This is a genomic window from Faecalicatena contorta, assembly GCF_022835095.1.
GTDB lineage: Bacteria > Bacillota > Clostridia > Lachnospirales > Lachnospiraceae > Faecalicatena > Faecalicatena contorta.
Genome location: NZ_BQNQ01000001.1, coordinates 3,449,050 through 3,468,420, shown reverse-complemented (window position 1 = coordinate 3,468,420; position 19,371 = coordinate 3,449,050). Strand labels below are relative to the sequence as shown.

Genomic DNA, 19,371 nt, shown 5'->3' with positions numbered 1-19,371 from the left:
CGTTGATATTTCGTGAGTTGTATGATAACATAACTATATCGAACGAATTGAAACGAGTTGTATACACAATTAAATCTGGAGGAAATCAATGAGCGTACAGTTATTGGATAAGACAAGAAAAATTAATAAGCTGCTTCATAACAACAATTCCAGCAAGGTGGTTTTTAACGATATTTGTGCCGTCCTTACGGAGATTCTGGATTCTAATGTCCTTGTTGTCAGCAAAAAGGGCAAGATACTGGGAGTGAGCAAATGTGGACAGGTGGAAGGCATCAGGGAACTCGTAGGCGAGTCAGTTGGCGCGCATATCGATGAGATGCTGAACGAACGTCTGCTGAATATCTTATCTACTAAAGAGAATGTCAATCTGGAAACACTTGGTTTTTCGCCGGAAGCGGTGAGCGGGTACCAGGCTATCATTACACCGATCGACATAGCAGGAGAGCGTCTGGGGACTTTATTTATTTACAAACAGAATTCCGTATATGAGATTGATGACATTATCTTGAGTGAGTATGGAACAGCGGTAGTAGGGCTGGAGATGCTTCGCTCTGTCAATGAAGAGAGCGCGGAGGAGACGAGAAAAGAACACATCGTGCAGTCTGCGATCAGCACCCTTTCTTTTTCAGAGCTGGAGGCAATTATTCATATTTTCGAGGAACTGGACGGTACGGAAGGCATACTTGTAGCAAGTAAGATTGCAGACCGTGTAGGCATTACCAGATCCGTAATTGTCAATGCACTTAGAAAGTTTGAAAGCGCAGGCGTGATAGAGTCCAGGTCATCCGGCATGAAAGGGACATATATTAAGGTTCTGAATGATTATGTGTTTACGGAACTGGAAAAAATAAAAAAAGAGCGTCTGTAGATGTTCAGACGTATTTATCTATTACTGAGTATAGTAAATTGGAGAGGGTATCAGGCAGCTGATACCCTCTCTTATGATAACAATCAATAATTATCCGGAAGTTTAGGACAGAAAATCAAATCGTTTAGGAGGCAGAGAAATATGTATGAAGGTAACCCGGTAGACTTACAGATGGAAAAAGTAATTTCGGCAGATGTAATTTTTGATGATGCGACACATCATTGCCAGGTTTTTAAGTATGATTTGGAGGAAGATTACATATACTTGCAATTAAAAGAAGATGATTTGACGGCAATTTCCCTGGATGCCAAATATCAGTGCTATATTTCCACTAAGAAAGAACTGCTTTACTGTACAGGAGCAGTGAAAGAACGCTTTCAGTGTGAGAATGGCAATATGCTTGTCTTTAAGATAGAGAATGGATTCTATAATGTGGACAGCGTAAAACGGCCGATTAAACGAAAGTAAGCAAAAGACTTAAAAGAAGTCAGTTTTATAAACTAAGAAACCCGCAGGGCATACCGTAACACATACCCTGCGGGCGGATTTGCAGCAAGCTGCAAAATAATGTATAAATTTTAGAAACTCTGTTGACAAATTGGAAACAGAGTGCTATTTTATATTCATGAGGTTAGCACTCAAAAGAAATGAGTGCTAATAACTAGCAAAATTAATTAAGGAGGAATTACTATGAAATTAGTACCATTAGGTGACAAGATTGTATTAAAACAATTTGAAGCGGAAGAAACAACAAAGTCAGGTATCGTCCTGCCGGGTCAGGCAAAAGAGAAGCCGCAGGAGGCATTGGTAATTGCAGTTGGACCTGGTGGAAATATAGACGGTAAAGAAGTGACAATGCAGGTAAAAGTCGGCGATAAAGTTATCTACTCCAAATATGCAGGAACGGAAGTAGAGTTGGAAAAAGAAGAGTATATCATTGTAAAACAGAGCGACATTTTGGCAATTGTTGAGTAGGATGTCCGTCAAAATTAATTTAATTGCTTGACTAATTTCTATAAAATAATATGTTTTAACAGATGAACTTGAAGAAAGAATTTAATTAGAATAAGAGGAGTGACAGACATGGCAAAGGAAATCAAATATGGAACAGAAGCCAGAGCAGCGCTGGAAAAAGGAGTTAACAAGCTGGCCGACACAGTAAGAGTAACATTGGGACCAAAAGGAAGAAACGTTGTTCTTGACAAATCATTCGGAGCACCGCTTATTACAAACGATGGTGTAACGATTGCAAAAGAAATCGAACTGGAAGACGGATTTGAAAACATGGGAGCTCAGCTGATAAAAGAAGTGGCTTCCAAGACAAACGATGTGGCCGGAGATGGTACAACAACAGCTACAGTACTTGCACAGTCCATGGTACACGAAGGAATGAAGAACCTGGAAGCAGGCGCGAATCCGATCATTCTCCGTAAAGGAATGAAGAAAGCTACAGATGTAGCAGTAGATGCCATTGCAAAAATGAGCAGCAAAGTGAAAGATAAAGAGCAGATTGCCAGGGTTGCAGCCGTATCATCAGGAGATGATGCAGTAGGACAGATGGTAGCAGACGCTATGGATAAGGTTTCCAATGACGGCGTTATCACGATCGAGGAGTCTAAGACAATGCTTACCGAACTGGATCTAGTAGAAGGTATGCAGTTTGACCGTGGATACATTTCCGCATATATGGCAACAGATATGGAAAAAATGGAAGCAAATCTGGAAGATCCTTACATCCTGATCACAGACAGGAAGATCTCCAGCATCCAGGATCTTCTTCCACTCTTAGAGCAGGTTGTACAGTCAGGCGCAAGGCTTCTGATTATTGCGGAAGACATTGAGGGAGAGGCTCTTACAACATTGATTGTCAATAAATTGCGCGGAACCTTTAACGTAGTAGCAGTAAAAGCACCGGGCTATGGTGACAGAAGAAAAGAAATGCTGCAGGATATTGCGATTCTGACAGGCGGACAAGTGATTTCAGAGGAACTGGGAATGGATCTGAAGGAAGCTTCCCTGGATCAGCTGGGACGTGCAAAATCCGTTAAAGTTCAGAAAGAGAACACTGTTATTGTTGATGGGTGTGGAGAAAAGAAAGCAATCGAAGACAGAGTTGCCCAGATTAAGAAGGGTATCGAAGAGACAACCTCTGATTTTGACAGAGAAAAATTACAGGAAAGACTCGCAAAACTGGCTGGCGGCGTAGCAGTTATCCGCGTAGGCGCTGCAACAGAGACTGAGATGAAGGAAGCAAAACTCCGCATGGAAGATGCTCTGAACGCAACAAGAGCTGCAGTAGAAGAAGGAATCATTGCAGGCGGCGGTTCTGCATACATTCACGCAGCGAAAGAAGTTGAAAAATTTGCCGAGGAACTGGAAGGCGACGAGAAAACAGGCGCTAAAGTAGTTCTGAAGGCTCTGGAGTCACCACTGTACCACATTGCATCAAATGCTGGTCTTGAAGGAGCAGTTATCATTAATAAAGTAAGAGAGTCCGAACCAGGAGTTGGATTTGACGCATACAAAGAAGAGTATGTAGACATGGTAAAAGAAGGAATCCTGGATCCTGCAAAAGTTACCAGAAGCGCATTACAGAATGCAACAAGCGTAGCATCCACACTGCTGACAACAGAATCAGTAGTGGCTACAATCAAAGAAGATACACCACCAATGCCGGCAGGAGCAGGCGGCGGAATGGGTATGATGTAATTGGGTGAAAGGGGATCTTCTGGGAGAAGGGTCCGCCTGCCGGGAGCGGTCAGTGGAATGGACGGAGGCGTACATCTGTTGGGGCTATGCGGCAACCCGTTTACGGGGAAATACTAACGTAAAAAGAACGGCCCACTGAGGGCACGTGCAACATGCAACGGGAAAGCTTGATGCTTTCCCGTTTTAGGTTGTACTGGGAATTGATTTGGTAAATCAATTCCCATCCCTCAGTGGGCCGCTCTTTTTACGTAAGTATTTCCAGCCGTGCTCTCTAAGCCGCATAGCCCCAACAGATGTACGCCTCCGTCCATTCCACTGACCGCTCCCGGCAGGCTGCGCACATCAAGACGGAAGATGCCCATTTTACCAGTAGGATTACGTGAGGCGGTGGATTGGGCTGGATAAGGGAGCGCAGCTCGCACAAGGTCTGCAATCTTCAAAACTTCCTTATCTAAATCAAAGCGCCCCACATCGTATCAATCCGCAGCTACCGCCGGAATCCCTCCAAGGGGGAATTTTTTCTTCCGACTTGATGCGCCCAGCAGGGGAGTAGGCGGACAGGGGAAGCGGGCGATGCATCAAGGAGGGCGGGATAAGCGGCTTCAATAAAATTTCAGATAAAATGCAGACCATTTCCCGAACCACAAGTTCGGGAAATGAGCAGACCCGCAGGAAAAAATCATCAGATTTTTTCTGAGTGTCTGCGGAGTCTGCCATTTTATCTGAAATTTTATTTAGCCGCTTCCCCTGTCCGCCTGCATCGCCCGCTTCCCCTGTCCGCCTGCTCCCCTGCGTCCCCTTCAGCCAAAAAAGTCCCCCCATATATTCCAACTTATAAGTGGTGGTTTTTAATGGGGGTTAGTATTTATTATGTGTTTTTCAGGCGGAAACCTGGGAATCCCTTGACAAGTTTGTTTAATTTTTGTACTATATCAGTTAAAACATCAGCTTACATATTAGAGAAAGAGAGGAAATAAAATCATGGGTAAAATTATTGGAGAAGGTATTACATTTGATGATGTGCTCTTAGTTCCAGCATTTTCCGAAGTAATTCCGAACCAGGTTGATTTATCAACGAACTTGACGAAGAAGATTCGACTGAATATTCCGATGATGAGCGCAGGAATGGATACGGTTACTGAACACCGTATGGCTATTGCGATGGCTCGTCAGGGCGGGATTGGTATTATTCATAAAAACATGTCTATTGAACAGCAGGCGGATGAGGTTGATAAGGTTAAGAGATCTGAGAATGGGGTAATTACAGATCCTTTCTATTTATCACCTGAACATACACTGGAAGATGCCAATAATCTGATGGCAAAGTACCGCATCTCAGGAGTTCCTATTACGGAAGGAAAAAAACTCGTCGGAATTATTACAAACCGTGATTTAAAATTTGAAGAAGATTTCTCTAAGAAGATTAAGGAGTCCATGACTTCCGAAGGGCTGATTACAGCGAAGGAAGGTATCACATTGGACGAAGCGAAGAAGATTCTTGCGAAGGCAAGAAAGGAAAAGCTGCCGATCGTAGATGATGAAGGAAACCTGAAAGGTTTGATTACAATTAAGGATATTGAAAAACAGATTAAATATCCTTTGTCTGCAAAGGACGGTCAAGGACGGCTGCTCTGTGGGGCGGCGATCGGAATTACAGCAAACTTTCTGGAGCGTGTGGATGCGCTGGTGAAGTCTAAAGTAGATGTTGTGGTTATGGATTCTGCACACGGTCATTCTGCGAATGTTCTGCGTACGGTACGCATGGTAAAAGAAAAGTATCCGGAACTTCAGATCATTGCAGGGAATGTTGCAACCGGGGACGCAACAAGGGCTCTGATTGAGGCAGGAGTAGATGCTGTCAAAGTTGGAATCGGGCCTGGTTCTATCTGTACGACACGTGTTGTTGCAGGGATTGGTGTTCCGCAGATTACTGCAGTTATGGACTGTTATGCAGTGGCAAAAGAATATGATATACCGATTATTGCAGATGGCGGTATTAAGTATTCCGGAGATATGACTAAGGCAATCGCTGCTGGTGCAAATGTTTGTATGATGGGCAGCATATTTGCCGGATGTGATGAAAGCCCGGGAACATTCGAGTTATTCCAGGGAAGAAAATATAAGGTATACCGCGGTATGGGCTCGATTGCTGCTATGGAGAACGGAAGCAAGGACAGATACTTCCAGGCGGATGCTAAGAAACTTGTTCCGGAAGGCGTTGAAGGACGGGTTGCATACAAGGGAACCGTGGAAGACACCGTATTCCAGCTGATGGGCGGTCTGCGCTCCGGCATGGGTTATTGCGGAACGCCAACAATTGATGAGTTGAAGGAGAACGGACAATTTGTGAAAATTTCTGCAGCATCTCTGAAAGAGAGTCATCCGCACGATATTCATATTACAAAAGAGGCTCCGAACTACAGCGTGGACGAATAAAATTACTATGCTCGTCCTAAGGGCCGTGCATAGTAACAGCATCAGGCTCATTAAAAGTCGCCTGCGGCGAGGAGCCAGATGCCCCTTGAATCATATAGAACCGGACAATTCCGGAGATACCCGAAATATTCAGTAAAGAAGCGGGGATCCCGGAACTGTCCGGTTTTTTATTTACCATAATGCCAGTCCATCAGTTAAAACTCATCATGTCTGCCGGTTTTATCTGTTACAGGGTACTCTTGCTAAGACAATTTTAATAAAATATTCATTTTTGTTTCGACAAAATATGATAAGATATAAACAGTTTTTGGATTGGGGTACAGGGATGAAAAGACGAAAATATACAAAAAGAAAAATAAACCTGAAGAATATAAGAATCGATAAGAAGTCTCTCTATATATATGGAGGAATCGTGTTTCTGGTAATCCTGACAATTGTCCTGGGAATTTATTCCTGCGTTGCCGATGGGAGGAGAAATCGTGCCAATACGGGGCTGTCTGTGGATGCCTCGGAGCCGAAGATTGATGTACAGCTGCTGGATGTGAATGAGTATTCGAGGCCGGGGGCTGAATCTGATCCGATTACCGGCATCGTCATTCATTACACGGCTAATCCAGGCAGCACGGCACAAAATAACAGGGACTATTTTCAAGGATTGAAGGATAGCCATGAGACGTCGGTAAGCAGCCATTTTGTGGTCGGCCTGGACGGAGAAATTATCCAGTGCGTGCCGACATGGGAGATTGCTTACGCATCTAACAGTAGAAATCATGACACGGTTTCAATCGAATGCTGCCACCCGAATGAGTCGGGAGAGTTTAATGACGCGACTTATAAGTCTGTGGTCCAGCTGACAGCATGGCTGTGTAAAAAGTTTGGCCTGACGGAGGAGAATGTGATCCGGCACTATGACGTTACGGGAAAAATCTGTCCCAAATATTTTGTGGATCATGAAGATGCATGGGAACTGTTTAAAGGCGATGTGAAAGCCGCTCTGGAGAAATCCCATAAAGAGTAGGAGAAAATACTTTATATAAATGAAAAAAGGATCGAAAAAGCTGAAAATAGGGATATAGGCGGTTAGTTTCTGCTTGCTATCATCTGGGAAAGTTGCTATAATATGGTGTATTGTTTTGGAATAAGAGATTAAAGGTGGACGTTGGAAGATGAATGATTTAGAGATGTACCGCGAACAGCTTGCTTTGTGTGATGACAAGATCATAGATGCGCTGGTAGAGCGCAATGCAATTGTAGAAAAGATCATGGCATATAAAGAGGAATACGGCATGCCGATTTTGCAGCCGGCACAGGAAGCCAAGCAGGAACAGAGACTGAAGGATAAGTTGGAAGGCAGTAAGTATCAGGACGAGATTTACGATGTGTTCAGGAGAATTGTACGTAACAGCAAGAGGATACAGGCAAGGAAGCTGTTTTCTTACAATATAGTACTGATTGGATTTATGGGCGCAGGCAAGTCTACGGTGTCTGACTATCTCAGCACAATGTTTGCGATGCGTATTGTGGAGATGGATCAGGTAATTGCGGATCGTGAAGAAATGAGTATTCCGGATATTTTTGCCACATATGGTGAAGAATATTTTAGGGAGCAGGAAACAAAACTGCTGATCGAACTGCAGAATAAAAAGAATACCATTATTTCCTGCGGCGGAGGAGCAGCCCTCCGGGCGGAGAATGTTGCCGAGATGAAGAAAAACGGCCGTGTGGTTCTTCTGACTGCGAGTCCGGAGACCGTTTATGAACGGGTGAAAGACAGTGATGACAGACCGGTGCTCAAAGAGAATAATAATGTAGAGTTTATTGCTGATCTGATGGAAAACCGCCGTGAGAAATACGAGGCGGCTGCCGATATCGTGATTCAGACTGATAACAAGACGGTGCTGCAGGTTTGTGAGGAACTGATTACAAAGTTAATGGAGATGGATGCGGAATAATGTTTGACAGATTTTTCCCGGATGACTATAAGATGTCTACATACGTCATCCCATTTGAAAAATTATATGAAGATGGATTCAGAGGCGTTATATTTGACATAGATAATACACTTGTACCTCATGGCGCCCCTGCGGATGACCGCGCTAAAAAACTGTTTGCCAGACTGAAGGAAATCGGTTTTTCTTCATGCCTGATTTCAAACAATCAGGAAGCGCGGGTTAAGATGTTCAACGAAGAGATTCAGACGAACTATATTTATAATGCCCATAAGCCTTCCACAAAGAATTATAAAAAAGCGATGGAGATTATGGGGACGGACGATTCCAATACTCTTTTTGTAGGAGACCAGCTATTTACAGACGTCTGGGGGGCTAAGAGAAGCGGCATCCGCAATATACTGGTTAAGCCGATTCATCCGAAAGAGGAGATTCAGATCGTGTTGAAACGGTACCTGGAGAAGATTGTGCTGCATTTCTATAAAAAGAAGCAAAAGAAGCGGATCTCCGGTTAAAAAAAGGTTGAAAAATGAATGAAACTATTATAAAATTATAAACAGTGTAAAAAGGTAGGCGCATTGGCAGCGCAATTGAAGGAGGATTACAATGATATCAGCAGGAGATTTTAAGAATGGATTAACCGTTGAGATTGAGGGGAACATCTATCAGATTCTGGAATTCCAACATGTAAAACCAGGTAAAGGTGCAGCATTTGTAAGAACAAAGTTAAAAAATATAATTAACGGCGGTGCTGTTGAAAAGACTTTCAGACCGAATGAAAAGTTTGAACAGGCTCGTATTGACCGGAAAGACATGCAGTATCTGTATCAGGACGGGGATTTATTCAACTTTATGGACGTTGAGACATATGATCAGATCGCACTGAATGCTGAAGTTGTCGGTGATGCTTTGAAGTTTGTAAAAGAAAATGAAGTAGTAAAAATCTGTTCTCATAATGGAAATGTATTCTCTGTTGAGCCGCCGCTGTTTGTAGAGCTTGCAATCACAGAGACAGAGCCGGGATTTAAGGGTGATACTGCACAGGGAGCAACAAAGCCTGCGACAGTAGAGACCGGGGCAGTTGTCATGGTACCTCTGTTTGTAGAGCAGGGAGATGTCCTAAAGATTGATACACGTACAGGGGAATATTTGTCACGTGTTTAATGTGGAAAAGAAACAGAGCGGAGCAGGGGACGCTCTACGACAGGGCTGCTAGGAAGGGTATTGGCCTGTATTAGACACCTGTGCCGCTAGCTGTATCTGAGAAAAACCGATGCCGGATATGAGGACTGGGGAACCCCTGTGGGAATCTGATGATTTCCTGAACCGGGTTTCCTGAAAACTTGATTTGAAAATCGAGTTTTCTCTGCATATCCGGCTTCCTTTTTTAGATGCAGTAAGCATACAAAAGTGTTTTACAACGGCATATACCAGTATAGTACTGGGATGCATCGGCTAGATGAAGGGCAACAATATTTTGCCTTATTTGGGATTGTGTTTTTGACGAAAATCATATATAATTTACTCACCTAATATGTTTCAAATCATTATTTTATCATGGACACAGGTCGTGTCAATTTTCCTAATTTGTTTTGATGAGCACAGAAAATTTGAAAGGAGAATTATGAATTATCAGGATTTTTTGTGTGCTGTTGAACAGGAATTAAATAAAAAATTAAAGGAGGGAATTCAGGCGAGCGTCTATACTGCCCGAAAGAATAATGGCAGTGAGAAGCAGGGAATTATGATTAAGGCAGATGGCGTGAATGCTGCGCCGGCTATTTATCTGGAAGAACTATTTGAACGGGTCCTGAAGGGAGAACGGATAGACAGGGTTGTCCAGGAGATTCTGGACTTTTATGAAGAGGTGGACTGCAGGAAAGTATGGGACTGCAGCCAGTTTCAAAAGTATGAAAATATCAGGGAGCGAGTGGTATTCCGTCTCATCCATACAGAAAAAAACAAAAAGCTTTTGGAGTGTATCCCTTTTATGGAAGTACTGGATTTATCGATTGTGTTCTATGTACTTTTAGAACAAGACAGGAATGGGACGGCCAGTATTCAGATCAGTAATGAACATCTGAAGATGTGGGGCGTACAGAAAGAAGAGTTGTACCGGGCTGCGGTCAGGAATGTAACAAACCTTCTGCCGGCAGAGTTTTATACTATGCGCCATGCCATTGAGGAGATGCTGGAAGTGGACTCGGATGAGGAGGATAATCTGCTAGAAATTCAAAACGATGAAAAGAAGGATGTTATGTACGTTTTGACGAATTCTCTCCGCAATTATGGAGCTGCATGCCTGTTTTACCCTCATGTACTGGAGATGGTGGGGGAAATGTTAAAAGAAGACTATTATATTCTGCCAAGCAGCATACACGAACTGATTATTGTTCCGGAATCCAAGGCACTCGATGCAGATGAAATGAGCGAGATGGTTGTTGAAATTAATGAAACCCAGGTAGAACCGGAGGAAGTACTGAGCGATCATGCCTATTTTTACCAAAGAGAGGAGAAGAAGTTAATGTCCATGAAAAAGGGGGATGCATGGTGCGGAGAACGGGGATAGATCGTACACGGGGCATCCTGGAAACGAGTCTTTCCCTGTCTGCCGGGTGCGCCAGCTCCAGGTAGGGGGAGCCGAAAGCCCCCGGAAGAACCTGCCTGCCAGACAGGTTCTTCCGGGAGGATTTCGGTTGCTCCTACCTGGAGCGTTTCCCGATCCGCACCGAGGTGAAAGCTCTTCACGAAATCTTGTTTTCCTCTTTACATTTCACAAATTTTGTGCTAGGATAATAAAGCATTCTGTTAAGGGTTCATTCCATTACAGCAGAATTGCACAGCAATTATGCGTCTGTAGCTCAGTGGATAGAGCAATGCCCTCCGGAGGCATGTGCGGCGGTTCGACTCCGCCCAGACGTGTATTTTTTATGCCCTGGAAAAAGTATCGTATTAAAATATGTATTTTAGCACCGGGCATTAACAGAAAACTGGGAATACATTTCCAGGCATATTATTTTATATAGATAAGATGCAGCGTACTCAGTGAAATTACTGAGCGTGGATTATAACAAAAGAGAAGCAGAGGAGAGGGGTAGTCATGTCAGGGTATAAGACTGCGTTTAAGAGGGCTTTTCCTTATACGATCCCGGTACTGACGGGATATCTGTTCATAGGGATTGCTTTTGGTGTTATGTATGCGGAAAAAGGATATTCTGCCTGGTGGGCGGTTTTAATGAGCCTGCTTGTTTATGCGGGGTCGGGGCAGTACCTGGCTGTGAATTTTTTTGTGCCGGGTATTTCTTTTCTACAGGTCATATTTATGACTTTGATGGTGAACATCCGGCATGTATTCTATGGCCTGTCCCTGTTAGATAAGTTTAACAAAATGGGCGGCAAGCGCTGGTATATGATCTTTGGACTGACGGATGAGACGTACTCTCTTTTGTGTACTACCAAAATTCCGGAGGATGTTGAGGAAGATAAGTTTCTGTTTGCCATTGCGCTTCTGGACCAGAGCTACTGGGTCATCGGCTCAGCCATCGGAGGTATTTTAAAAAGCGTACTGCCCATCAACGCCGAGGGAATAGAATTTGCCATGACCGCCCTGTTTGTTGTGATATTTGTAGAGCAATGGATGGAAGCAAAGAATAGGATACCTGCAATGATCGGTGTGGTTTCAGCCGTTTTATGCCTTCAGATTTTCGGGAGCGGAAGTTTTGTGTTTCCGACAATGATATTGAGCATTTTGATACTCTTTGCCGCAAGAAAACGCCTGGAAGGGGAGGTGGAGACATGCCCGTAAATATAGGAACTTCATTATGCATTATTTTGGCCGTGGCTGTCACTACGTTTGCCACAAGGGCTGTGCCATTTCTAATATTTCCCAAGGGGAAGGCAATCCCCAAGACAATTGAGTATCTTGGAAAAGTCCTGACTCCGGCTGTCATTGGAATGCTGGTCGTATACTGTTTGAAGGATACCCCCATAAGGACAGCCCCCCATGGTCTTCCGGAAGCATTAGCCGTGCTGGCCGTTATCCTGCTGCACGTTTGGAAACGCAACAACCTTTTGAGCATTGGAGCAGGTACTGTATTCTATATGTTCCTGGTACAAGTCATATTTTAAGCGGCCGGCAAATTGGGCCCGCAGAACAAGAGAGAAGCAAAAAGCGTTCCGCTCATCGGACTTTCTGCAAATGCCTTTCAGAGGAATATAGATAAGGCAACGCAGAGCGGGAGGAATAGATATTTCCCAAAGCCGGTTGATTCGGAACGCTTTTTTCAGACGCTGGGTGAATTTCTTTAGATGAGATTCACCTTTTTGTTCATAATATAATGTGTTGCGGCGTATTCCAATACTGTTGTAACAAATATCAGGATTCCGCTTAACCTAAACAATTCAAATAAGTAATGGCCTACATTGCCTGCACCAGGCGGGTAGTTGCTGCCGTTCGGAAATATGCCAAGGGCAGTAAGGATTATAAAGGTAAATATTTGAATGATTGTAGATATTATTATGTAAGCAACAACGGAGCACAGCACTCTGTGGCCCGGAAACAACTGCCCAATTGCCACACAAGAATAGATCATGATGACGCTTCCTATACTGCTGGCCAGTATAAATAACAGCATGTACAGACTGTACCGGCCGAGCGGCATCCCAAGTGACTCTGTTACCTCAGAGGCGATTTCTGCGTAGGCTGTTGTAACATTTTTACCGCTGACCAAAATGTAAAGACTCAGGCTGTAGAGCAAAATATCAATGACATACCAGATTGTGCCGGATATAATCTTGGCCCAGAGCTGCTGTGCAGGGGTTGCAGGCAGGGTCCATGTCAGATATCCTTCATCTGTAAACAGATTTTTATAAAAACGGATACCAAGCATTAACATCACCCCAAAGGATACTGCCGTAAATAGAAGCAGAAAAATGGATATAAATAAACCAAGAGAGGTGATCAGGACATTCGGTTCTGCGCTGAAGTCGAGTTTTTCAAGAAAGAAAAACCGTCCGAGTATACTGGCCAACAGCAGCAGTGCGTGGAGTATAATAAATAACTTGGCTCCATATTTTAAGTCGTATTTAATGAGTCTGCCTAACATTTGAATACCTCCCTGAATAAAGCATCTACGGATTTCCCTTCCTTTGTGCGGATCTCGTCTACAGAAGCATTCAGGGAAAGCTGTCCGTTCTGGATAAAAAGAACTCTGTCGAGTACATTTTCAATATCGGTGATGAGGTGTGTGGACAGAAGAATGGTCGCATTCTCGTTATAATTGGTCAGAATAGTGTGCAGGATATAGTCCCTCGCAGCAGGGTCCACACCGCCGATCGGCTCGTCCAGGATATAAAGTTCGGCATCCCGGCTCATGACCAGCACAAGCTGTACTTTTTCCTTGGTGCCTTTGGATAAGGTGCGCAGCCGTGAGCGTGTATCGATCTCCAGATCGTGCAGCATTTTCCTGGCGCGGTCCAGATCAAAATTATCATAAAAATCTAAAAAGTAGGATAGTATATCGTCCACCCGCATGTGGTCATTCAGATAGCTTCTTTCCGGCAGATAAGAGACCAGCTTTTTTGTCTCAGCTCCGGGAGCCAGGCTGTTGATCATGACGCGTCCGTCAGTAGGGGTTAAAAGACCGTTAATCAGCTTGATCAATGTAGTCTTTCCGCTGCCGTTGGGGCCAAGAAGCCCTACAATCTGCCCTCTGTCCAGAGTCAGGTTCAGGTTGGACAGCGCATAGAAGTTGTTATATTTCTTAGTCAGTCCCTGACATTCCAGAATTGGTTTCATTTACTTTTCCTCCTTGATTGTCTCCTGGATTAATTCCAGAATCTCTTCATCCCCAAAACCGAGCAGCTTCATCTTTTCAAAAAATTGATGAATATGTTCGGATGCTAAATCTTTTTTCATCTTTTTCAGCATTGCATCATCCTCTGTAATAAATCTGCCGCTGGTTCTCTGCGAATATACCAGGCCGCTTCTTTCGAGTTCGGAGAGCGCTTTCTGCATGGTATTGGGGTTCACGGAAGCATCGAGAGCCAGGTCACGTACGGATGGGAGCTTATCTCCGGGATTATATATGCCGGCAATGATGTCCTGCTGGATGCGCTCCATGAGCTGCAGATAGATAGGGCGGTCATTATCTAAATCCCATGGCATCTAAGTCACCTCTTTTTCTGTATGATAAAGTTTTTGTAATACTGTATTATCTATATAGTACAATCATACAATGAGGCGCCTCAGTTGTCAAGTACTAGCAGCCTGTCTTTTCATTCTCCCTGATAATTCTATCTGTGAGACCGGGATCAAATTTCCCGTTCCTGAGCATTTCGATTTCATATTTATATGGTGCATAGGATTTTTTCTCGTATGTGGGGGATGGAACATAAGGCGTCTCCAGAATCTTCGGCACGTTTTCAAAATCCTGGTGGTGGACGATATAGTTCAGGGCATCAAAGCCGATCTCTCCAAAACCGATATTTGCATGCCGGTCCTTGGCAGCTCCGGGTACGTTTTTGCTGTCATTTATGTGGAACACTGCAATCTGGTCTATTCCTAGGATTTTGTCAAACTTATCGATCACGTTATCAAACTGTCCGATAATATCATATCCGCTATCACTGGTATGGCAGGTGTCAAAGCATACCCGCAATTTATCGTTATACTTAACGCCGTCGTATATACGGGCCAGCTCCTCAAAGGTCCGGCCAATTTCGGAGCCTTTTCCAGCCATTGTTTCCAGTGCGATGCAGCAGTCCGTATCTTTTGTAAGAACCTCGTTCAGTCCCTGGATAATCTGATGAGTACCGGTCTCGACGCCGGCGCCGACATGTGCGCCCGGATGCAGAATCAGCAGATGGCTTCTGCAGGCAATCGTACGCTGCAGTTCTTTATCCAGAAATTCCACTGCCAGTTCAAAAGTTTCCGGCTTAACTGCATTTCCAAGGTTGATGATGTAAGGGGCGTGTACAATAATCTCATTGATTCCGTTTTCCTTCATATATTCCCATGCGGGTTCAATATTCAGTTCACTGATATCCTTACGCCGCGTATTCTGGGGCGCCCCGGTGTAAAACATAAAAGTGTCTGCTCCGTATGAAACAGCTTCTCTGGCGGAGCCAAGAAGCATTTCCTTTCCGCTCATTCCTACGTGTGATCCTATAATCATTCTTTATTCCTGCCTTTCCAAACAGTATTTAGGGTTTTTGGTTTGGGAAACATACTTAAATGCCCCAAAATACGGGGAGAGTTCCCTCATAACACTTGCCCTCCCTGATTATACGTGATAAAATAGCAAAATGGAAGAAAATTAGAACGGAGTGTGGAATAAAATTGAAGACATTATTGGAACTGATTACCATAGAGATGCAGAAAGCCTTCCAGGAAGCAGGATACGATGAGTCTTTTGCGAAAGTGACTCTGTCCAACAGGCCGGATTTATGCGAATACCAGTGCAACGGTGCGATGGCGGCTGCAAAGACCTATAAAAAGCCGCCATTTGTAATTGCGGAGGATGTTCTGGGGAAGCTCGGAGAGTATTCCTGCTTTGAGACAGCAGAAGCGGTCAAGCCCGGGTTTATGAATCTGAAGATGAGTCCTGCGTACGTGGCAGCATATCTGAATGAGATGATGGCTGCGGAGGGACTTGGCGTGGAGAAAGCCGTACAGCCCAAGATAATTATGGTAGATTACGGCGGCCCGAATGTGGCAAAGCCGCTTCATGTAGGGCACCTCAGGTCTGCGATTATCGGCGAGAGTGTTAAGCGTACTGCGAGGTTTAAAGGACACAAGGTAATCGGAGATATTCATCTGGGAGACTGGGGATATCAGATGGGGCTGATTATAACGGAGCTGGAGAAGAGAAAGCCTGACCTGGCATATTTTGACGAAGCGTATGAGGGAGAATATCCCAAAGAAGCTCCTTTTACAATCAGCGAGCTGGAGGAGATCTATCCAACTGCCAGCGCATATGCCAAAGAACACGAGGAATACCGTGATAAGGCGCTGCAGGCCACATTTCTTCTTCAGAACGGGCACCGAGGATACCGGGCCATCTGGAACCATATCATGAATGTATCTGTGGCGGATCTTAAGAAGAATTATGAGAGCCTGAATGTGGAATTCGACCTTTGGAAGGGCGAGGCGGATGCGCAGAAGTATATTCCCGACATGGTGCAGCGGCTGAAAGACGAAGGCTATGCCCATTACGACCAGGGAGCGCTTGTAGTCGATGTGCAGGAGGAAGCGGATAAAAAAGAAGTGCCTCCGTGTATGATCCTGAAGTCAGACGGCGCGGCATTATATGATACGACAGATTTGGCAACGCTGGTGGAACGGGAAGCACTTTACCAGCCGAACAAATTGATTTATGTTGTGGACAAGCGCCAGGAACTGCATTTTGTACAGGTATTCCGCTGTGCAAAGAAAACTGGAATTGTGCGCCCGGAAGTGGAAATGAAATTCTTGGGCTTCGGTACGATGAACGGGAAGGACGGCAAGCCGTTTAAGACTAGAGAAGGCGGAGTCATGCGCCTGGAGAATCTGATCCGTGAGATCAATGAAACGATGTATGGCAAAATTATGGACAATCGTACCGTGAGTGAGGAGGAAGCGCAGAATACAGCGAAGATTGTGGGACTTGCGGCAATTAAATACGGGGATCTGTCCAATCAGGCATCCAAGGATTATGTTTTTGATGTAGACAGATTTACCTCCTTTGAAGGGAATACGGGGCCTTATATTCTGTATACGATTGTACGGATTAAGTCCATTCTGAATAAGTATCAGGAAGGAAAGGGAGCCCTGGAGGGCCTGGCGGTAAGGGACGCACAGAGCGAGTTTGAGAAGGCGCTGATGCTGGAGGCGGTCAAATTCAATGACGTAATTGACGCGGCCTACGAGGAGAGCGCACCGCACAAGATCTGCGCGTACATTTACGACCTGGCCAATGCATTTAATAAATTCTACCATGAGACAAAGATTCTCACAGAAGAGGATGAGGAACGCAAAGCAGGATATATTGCTCTTCTAAAGCTGGTGAAAGAGATTTTGGAGACTTGTATTGATTTGCTCGGCTTTGAAGCGCCGGAAAGGATGTAAATACAGAATATGACAGAAAAGTTATTTTATGAAGACAGTCATAAAAAAGTGTTTACCGCAAATGTACAAATGTGCCGGCCAAAAGGGGAATATTACGAGGTGGTCCTTGACAGGACTGCCTTTTTTCCAGAGGGCGGCGGACAGTATGCGGATACGGGCTGGCTTGAAGATATCAGGGTGACGGATGTACGGGAAAGAGACGGCATCATCTATCATGTCATGGAGGCGCCTTTAGAGGAAGGTCTCCAGGTGACGGGAAAAATAGACTGGGATATGCGCTTTTTGAAGATGCAGCAGCATACCGGGGAGCATATTGTATCAGGACTTGTGCATGCCGGATTTGGATACAATAATGTGGGATTCCACCTGGGCAGTGAAGACTGCACCATGGATTTTGACGGGGAGATTACAAAAGAGCAGCTGCGGAAGATTGAGTGGCAGGCTAATGAAGCAGCCGTGAAAAACCTGGAGGTGCAGGTGTCCTGGCCATCAAAGGAGGAACTGGCTTCGCTGGAGTACCGAAGTAAGATTGAGATAGAGGGGGCGGTCAGGATTGTGACGATTCCGGGTTACGATGCCTGTGCCTGCTGTGCTCCTCATGTAAAAAGAACAGGCGAGATCGGCCTGATTAAACTGACAAATGTACAGCGGTATAAAGGCGGCGTGAGGGTTACGATGCTGTGCGGGTTCCGCGCCCTGGCTGACTATGCGGGGAAGGAACAGCACGTGAAGAATATTTCTGCACTCTTGTCTGCAAAAGAGGATAAAATCAGCCAGGCAGCGGAGCATCTGAAGGACGAGTGCGGCCGCCTGAAGGCAAAGCTTTTGGAAGAACAGAAAAAGCTGCTGGAGTATAGGGCCGGCGGGATATCCGGGGAGGAAACTTTCGTATGCCTGTTTGAAGACGGGCTGGAAGGGGACGGCCCCAGAATCCTGATGAATCTGGTTCTGGCACGCGGAGCAGAGTGCTGCGCAGTATTTCTGAAGACAGAAGACGGGGCATACCGCTATGTGATCGGCAGTACAAATATGGATATCCGTCCCCTTGCGAAAGGACTGAATGAGGCGTTTGGCGGACGCGGAGGCGGTAAGCCGGAGATGGTACAGGGATCTCTAAAAGGGAAAGAAGAAGAAGTGAGGGCGTGGATAGAGGAGAAAGCGAGGATAACAAAAGAATGAATAAGAATCCGGAATCAAAGCAGTTCTGGCGGCTGTTTGGTCCTCTTCTTTTGTATTGGGTCATCCAGTTTGTGGCAAGATTTATAGTGGAAATGTTTGCAATCATTCCACATCTCGGAGAAATTATAGATTACAGCGCATTTTCTGATAATATGACGCAGGATGAGATTATGAATCTGGCGTGGCAGAATGCGGGCAAGGTCATGGAGATCGTGCAGAAGTATCAGGTTGAGATCCTTGGGTTCGCGGCCTTATTTACGATTCCGTTGACATTGTCGCTGTTTTTAATGGATAGAAAAAGAGAGAAGATGCTGAATATTCCGCAGAATAAGAAGGCAAATATCTGGAAATACGGCGAAATCATCGGACTTGGCGTGGCAGTATGTATAGGAGCGAACTGTCTGACAATCATGAGCAGCCTGGCAATGGCAAGCCAACAGTATCAGGAGACTTCGGAAGTGTTCTATTCGGCCAGCGTGCCGGTTCAGGTCCTCTGCCTTGGGCTCGTAATACCACTGACCGAGGAACTGATGTTTCGTGGAGTTCTGTTTAAAAGATACCGGGAGCGCGGCAGCTTTATGAAGGCCGCGGTTTGTTCTTCTCTTTTGTTCGGGCTGATCCATGGGAATGTGGTGCAGTTTTTGTACAGCTTTATTTTGGGACTTCTGCTTTCTTATGTTTATGAGAAATACGGATCTTTCAAGGCTCCCGCTGTGCTGCATGTGGTTGCTAACATTACCTCTTTGATCGTCACTGATATCGGGGGATTCGACTGGCTTGCCGCAAAAGTTTCCAGAATGGGAATCGCGGCAGTAGTCTGCGCTTTTGCAGGTTCCATTATGTTCGTACTTATTCAGAGAATTGACGAAAAACCGGATGTGACTCCGCCTCCTGCGGAAAATAAGATTACACCGGATATGTTCCGGTAAATAAAACAATTTGAGTTACTATTCACGTGGCCGTGAATAGTAACCAATTCTAACATAAGCCGGGTACAGGACATTGAAGAGGTGTATGTACTCGGCTTTTCAATTGGCATGGATTGGGAAAATGACTTAAAAATGTGAAGAATTGAGGTAAAAATAAGAAAATAAGAATAAATGCCTGAAAAAAAGGGGGAATAG

At 44.8% G+C, this 19,371-nt stretch carries 19 protein-coding genes and 1 tRNA gene; 16 read left to right on the top strand and 4 right to left on the bottom strand.

The genetic code is table 11. From position 1 onward, the window contains the following. Positions 1-88: 88 nt before the first annotated feature. From codY to MWG26_RS15600, 13 genes are all read left to right on the top strand, one after another. Positions 89-868: a GTP-sensing pleiotropic transcriptional regulator CodY gene (gene codY, locus MWG26_RS15660; RefSeq protein WP_025656762.1), complete on the top strand. Its 780-nt coding sequence runs from the start codon at positions 89-91 to the stop codon at positions 866-868. Positions 869-1,009: 141 nt separating this feature from the next. Further along, positions 1,010-1,336: a hypothetical protein gene (locus tag MWG26_RS15655; protein WP_025656763.1), complete on the top strand. Its 327-nt coding sequence runs from the start codon at positions 1,010-1,012 to the stop codon at positions 1,334-1,336. A 222-nt stretch (positions 1,337-1,558) separates the two neighbouring features. Then, positions 1,559-1,843: a co-chaperone GroES gene (locus MWG26_RS15650; RefSeq protein ID WP_025656764.1), complete on the top strand. Its 285-nt coding sequence runs from the start codon at positions 1,559-1,561 to the stop codon at positions 1,841-1,843. Between the two features lie 108 nt (positions 1,844-1,951). Further along, the gene (gene groL / locus MWG26_RS15645; RefSeq protein WP_025656765.1) at positions 1,952-3,577 is read left to right on the top strand and encodes a chaperonin GroEL; all 1,626 of its coding nucleotides are present in this window, start codon (positions 1,952-1,954) and stop codon (positions 3,575-3,577) included. Positions 3,578-4,558: 981 nt separating this feature from the next. After that, on the top strand, positions 4,559-6,013 hold the full coding sequence (gene guaB / locus MWG26_RS15640; protein WP_025656768.1) for an IMP dehydrogenase: 1,455 nt from the start codon (positions 4,559-4,561) through the stop codon (positions 6,011-6,013). Between the two features lie 325 nt (positions 6,014-6,338). Continuing rightward, complete coding sequence (locus tag MWG26_RS15635) at positions 6,339-7,031, top strand: peptidoglycan recognition protein family protein (RefSeq protein ID WP_025656769.1); 693 nt, start codon at positions 6,339-6,341, stop codon at positions 7,029-7,031. 148 nt (positions 7,032-7,179) lie between these two features. Beyond that, positions 7,180-7,965, top strand: a complete 786-nt coding sequence (locus MWG26_RS15630) for a shikimate kinase (RefSeq protein WP_025656770.1) — start codon at positions 7,180-7,182, stop codon at positions 7,963-7,965. Next, positions 7,965-8,477: a YqeG family HAD IIIA-type phosphatase gene (locus tag MWG26_RS15625; protein WP_025656771.1), complete on the top strand. Its 513-nt coding sequence runs from the start codon at positions 7,965-7,967 to the stop codon at positions 8,475-8,477. The genes MWG26_RS15630 and MWG26_RS15625 overlap by 1 nt, the downstream gene beginning before the upstream one ends. A gap of 91 nt (positions 8,478-8,568) precedes the next feature. After that, complete coding sequence (gene efp, locus MWG26_RS15620; RefSeq protein ID WP_025656772.1) at positions 8,569-9,126, top strand: elongation factor P; 558 nt, start codon at positions 8,569-8,571, stop codon at positions 9,124-9,126. 460 nt (positions 9,127-9,586) lie between these two features. Continuing rightward, positions 9,587-10,531, top strand: coding sequence for a DUF5688 family protein (locus tag MWG26_RS15615; protein ID WP_025656773.1), 945 nt, complete (start codon positions 9,587-9,589; stop codon positions 10,529-10,531). Between the two features lie 281 nt (positions 10,532-10,812). Continuing rightward, positions 10,813-10,884 (top strand) — tRNA-Arg (locus MWG26_RS15610). Between the two features lie 178 nt (positions 10,885-11,062). After that, complete coding sequence (locus tag MWG26_RS15605) at positions 11,063-11,767, top strand: AzlC family ABC transporter permease (protein ID WP_117440692.1); 705 nt, start codon at positions 11,063-11,065, stop codon at positions 11,765-11,767. Beyond that, positions 11,758-12,090, top strand: a complete 333-nt coding sequence (locus tag MWG26_RS15600; RefSeq protein ID WP_025656775.1) for a branched-chain amino acid transporter permease — start codon at positions 11,758-11,760, stop codon at positions 12,088-12,090. The genes MWG26_RS15605 and MWG26_RS15600 overlap by 10 nt, the downstream gene beginning before the upstream one ends. 176 nt (positions 12,091-12,266) lie before the next feature. Here MWG26_RS15600 and MWG26_RS15595 read toward each other — a convergent pair whose 3' ends face one another. The 4 genes from MWG26_RS15595 to MWG26_RS15580 all read right to left on the bottom strand — a co-directional run bounded on the left by MWG26_RS15595 (position 12,267) and on the right by MWG26_RS15580 (position 15,137). Next, positions 12,267-13,067: a hypothetical protein gene (locus MWG26_RS15595; RefSeq protein WP_025656776.1), complete on the bottom strand. Its 801-nt coding sequence runs from the start codon at positions 13,065-13,067 to the stop codon at positions 12,267-12,269. Continuing rightward, complete coding sequence (locus tag MWG26_RS15590; RefSeq protein ID WP_025656777.1) at positions 13,061-13,759, bottom strand: ABC transporter ATP-binding protein; 699 nt, start codon at positions 13,757-13,759, stop codon at positions 13,061-13,063. The genes MWG26_RS15595 and MWG26_RS15590 overlap by 7 nt, the downstream gene beginning before the upstream one ends. Next, positions 13,760-14,128, bottom strand: a complete 369-nt coding sequence (locus tag MWG26_RS15585; RefSeq protein WP_025656778.1) for a GntR family transcriptional regulator — start codon at positions 14,126-14,128, stop codon at positions 13,760-13,762. A gap of 94 nt (positions 14,129-14,222) precedes the next feature. Beyond that, the gene (locus MWG26_RS15580; protein WP_025656779.1) at positions 14,223-15,137 is read right to left on the bottom strand and encodes a deoxyribonuclease IV; all 915 of its coding nucleotides are present in this window, start codon (positions 15,135-15,137) and stop codon (positions 14,223-14,225) included. Between the two features lie 164 nt (positions 15,138-15,301). On the opposite strand from MWG26_RS15580, the gene argS reads away from it, so the two are divergent. From argS to MWG26_RS15565, 3 genes are read left to right on the top strand one after another with little or no spacing between them, the layout of a single operon-like run. Then, a complete protein-coding gene (gene argS / locus MWG26_RS15575) occupies positions 15,302-17,068 on the top strand; it encodes an arginine--tRNA ligase (protein ID WP_025656780.1) in 1,767 nt (588 codons plus the stop codon). A 9-nt stretch (positions 17,069-17,077) separates the two neighbouring features. Further along, positions 17,078-18,247, top strand: coding sequence for a serine-tRNA(Ala) deacylase AlaX (locus tag MWG26_RS15570; RefSeq protein ID WP_025656781.1), 1,170 nt, complete (start codon positions 17,078-17,080; stop codon positions 18,245-18,247). Continuing rightward, positions 18,244-19,176 (top strand): CPBP family intramembrane glutamic endopeptidase, encoded by a 933-nt coding sequence (locus MWG26_RS15565; protein WP_025656782.1) that lies wholly within the window; start codon positions 18,244-18,246, stop codon positions 19,174-19,176. The genes MWG26_RS15570 and MWG26_RS15565 overlap by 4 nt, the downstream gene beginning before the upstream one ends. Positions 19,177-19,371: the final 195 nt, after the last annotated feature.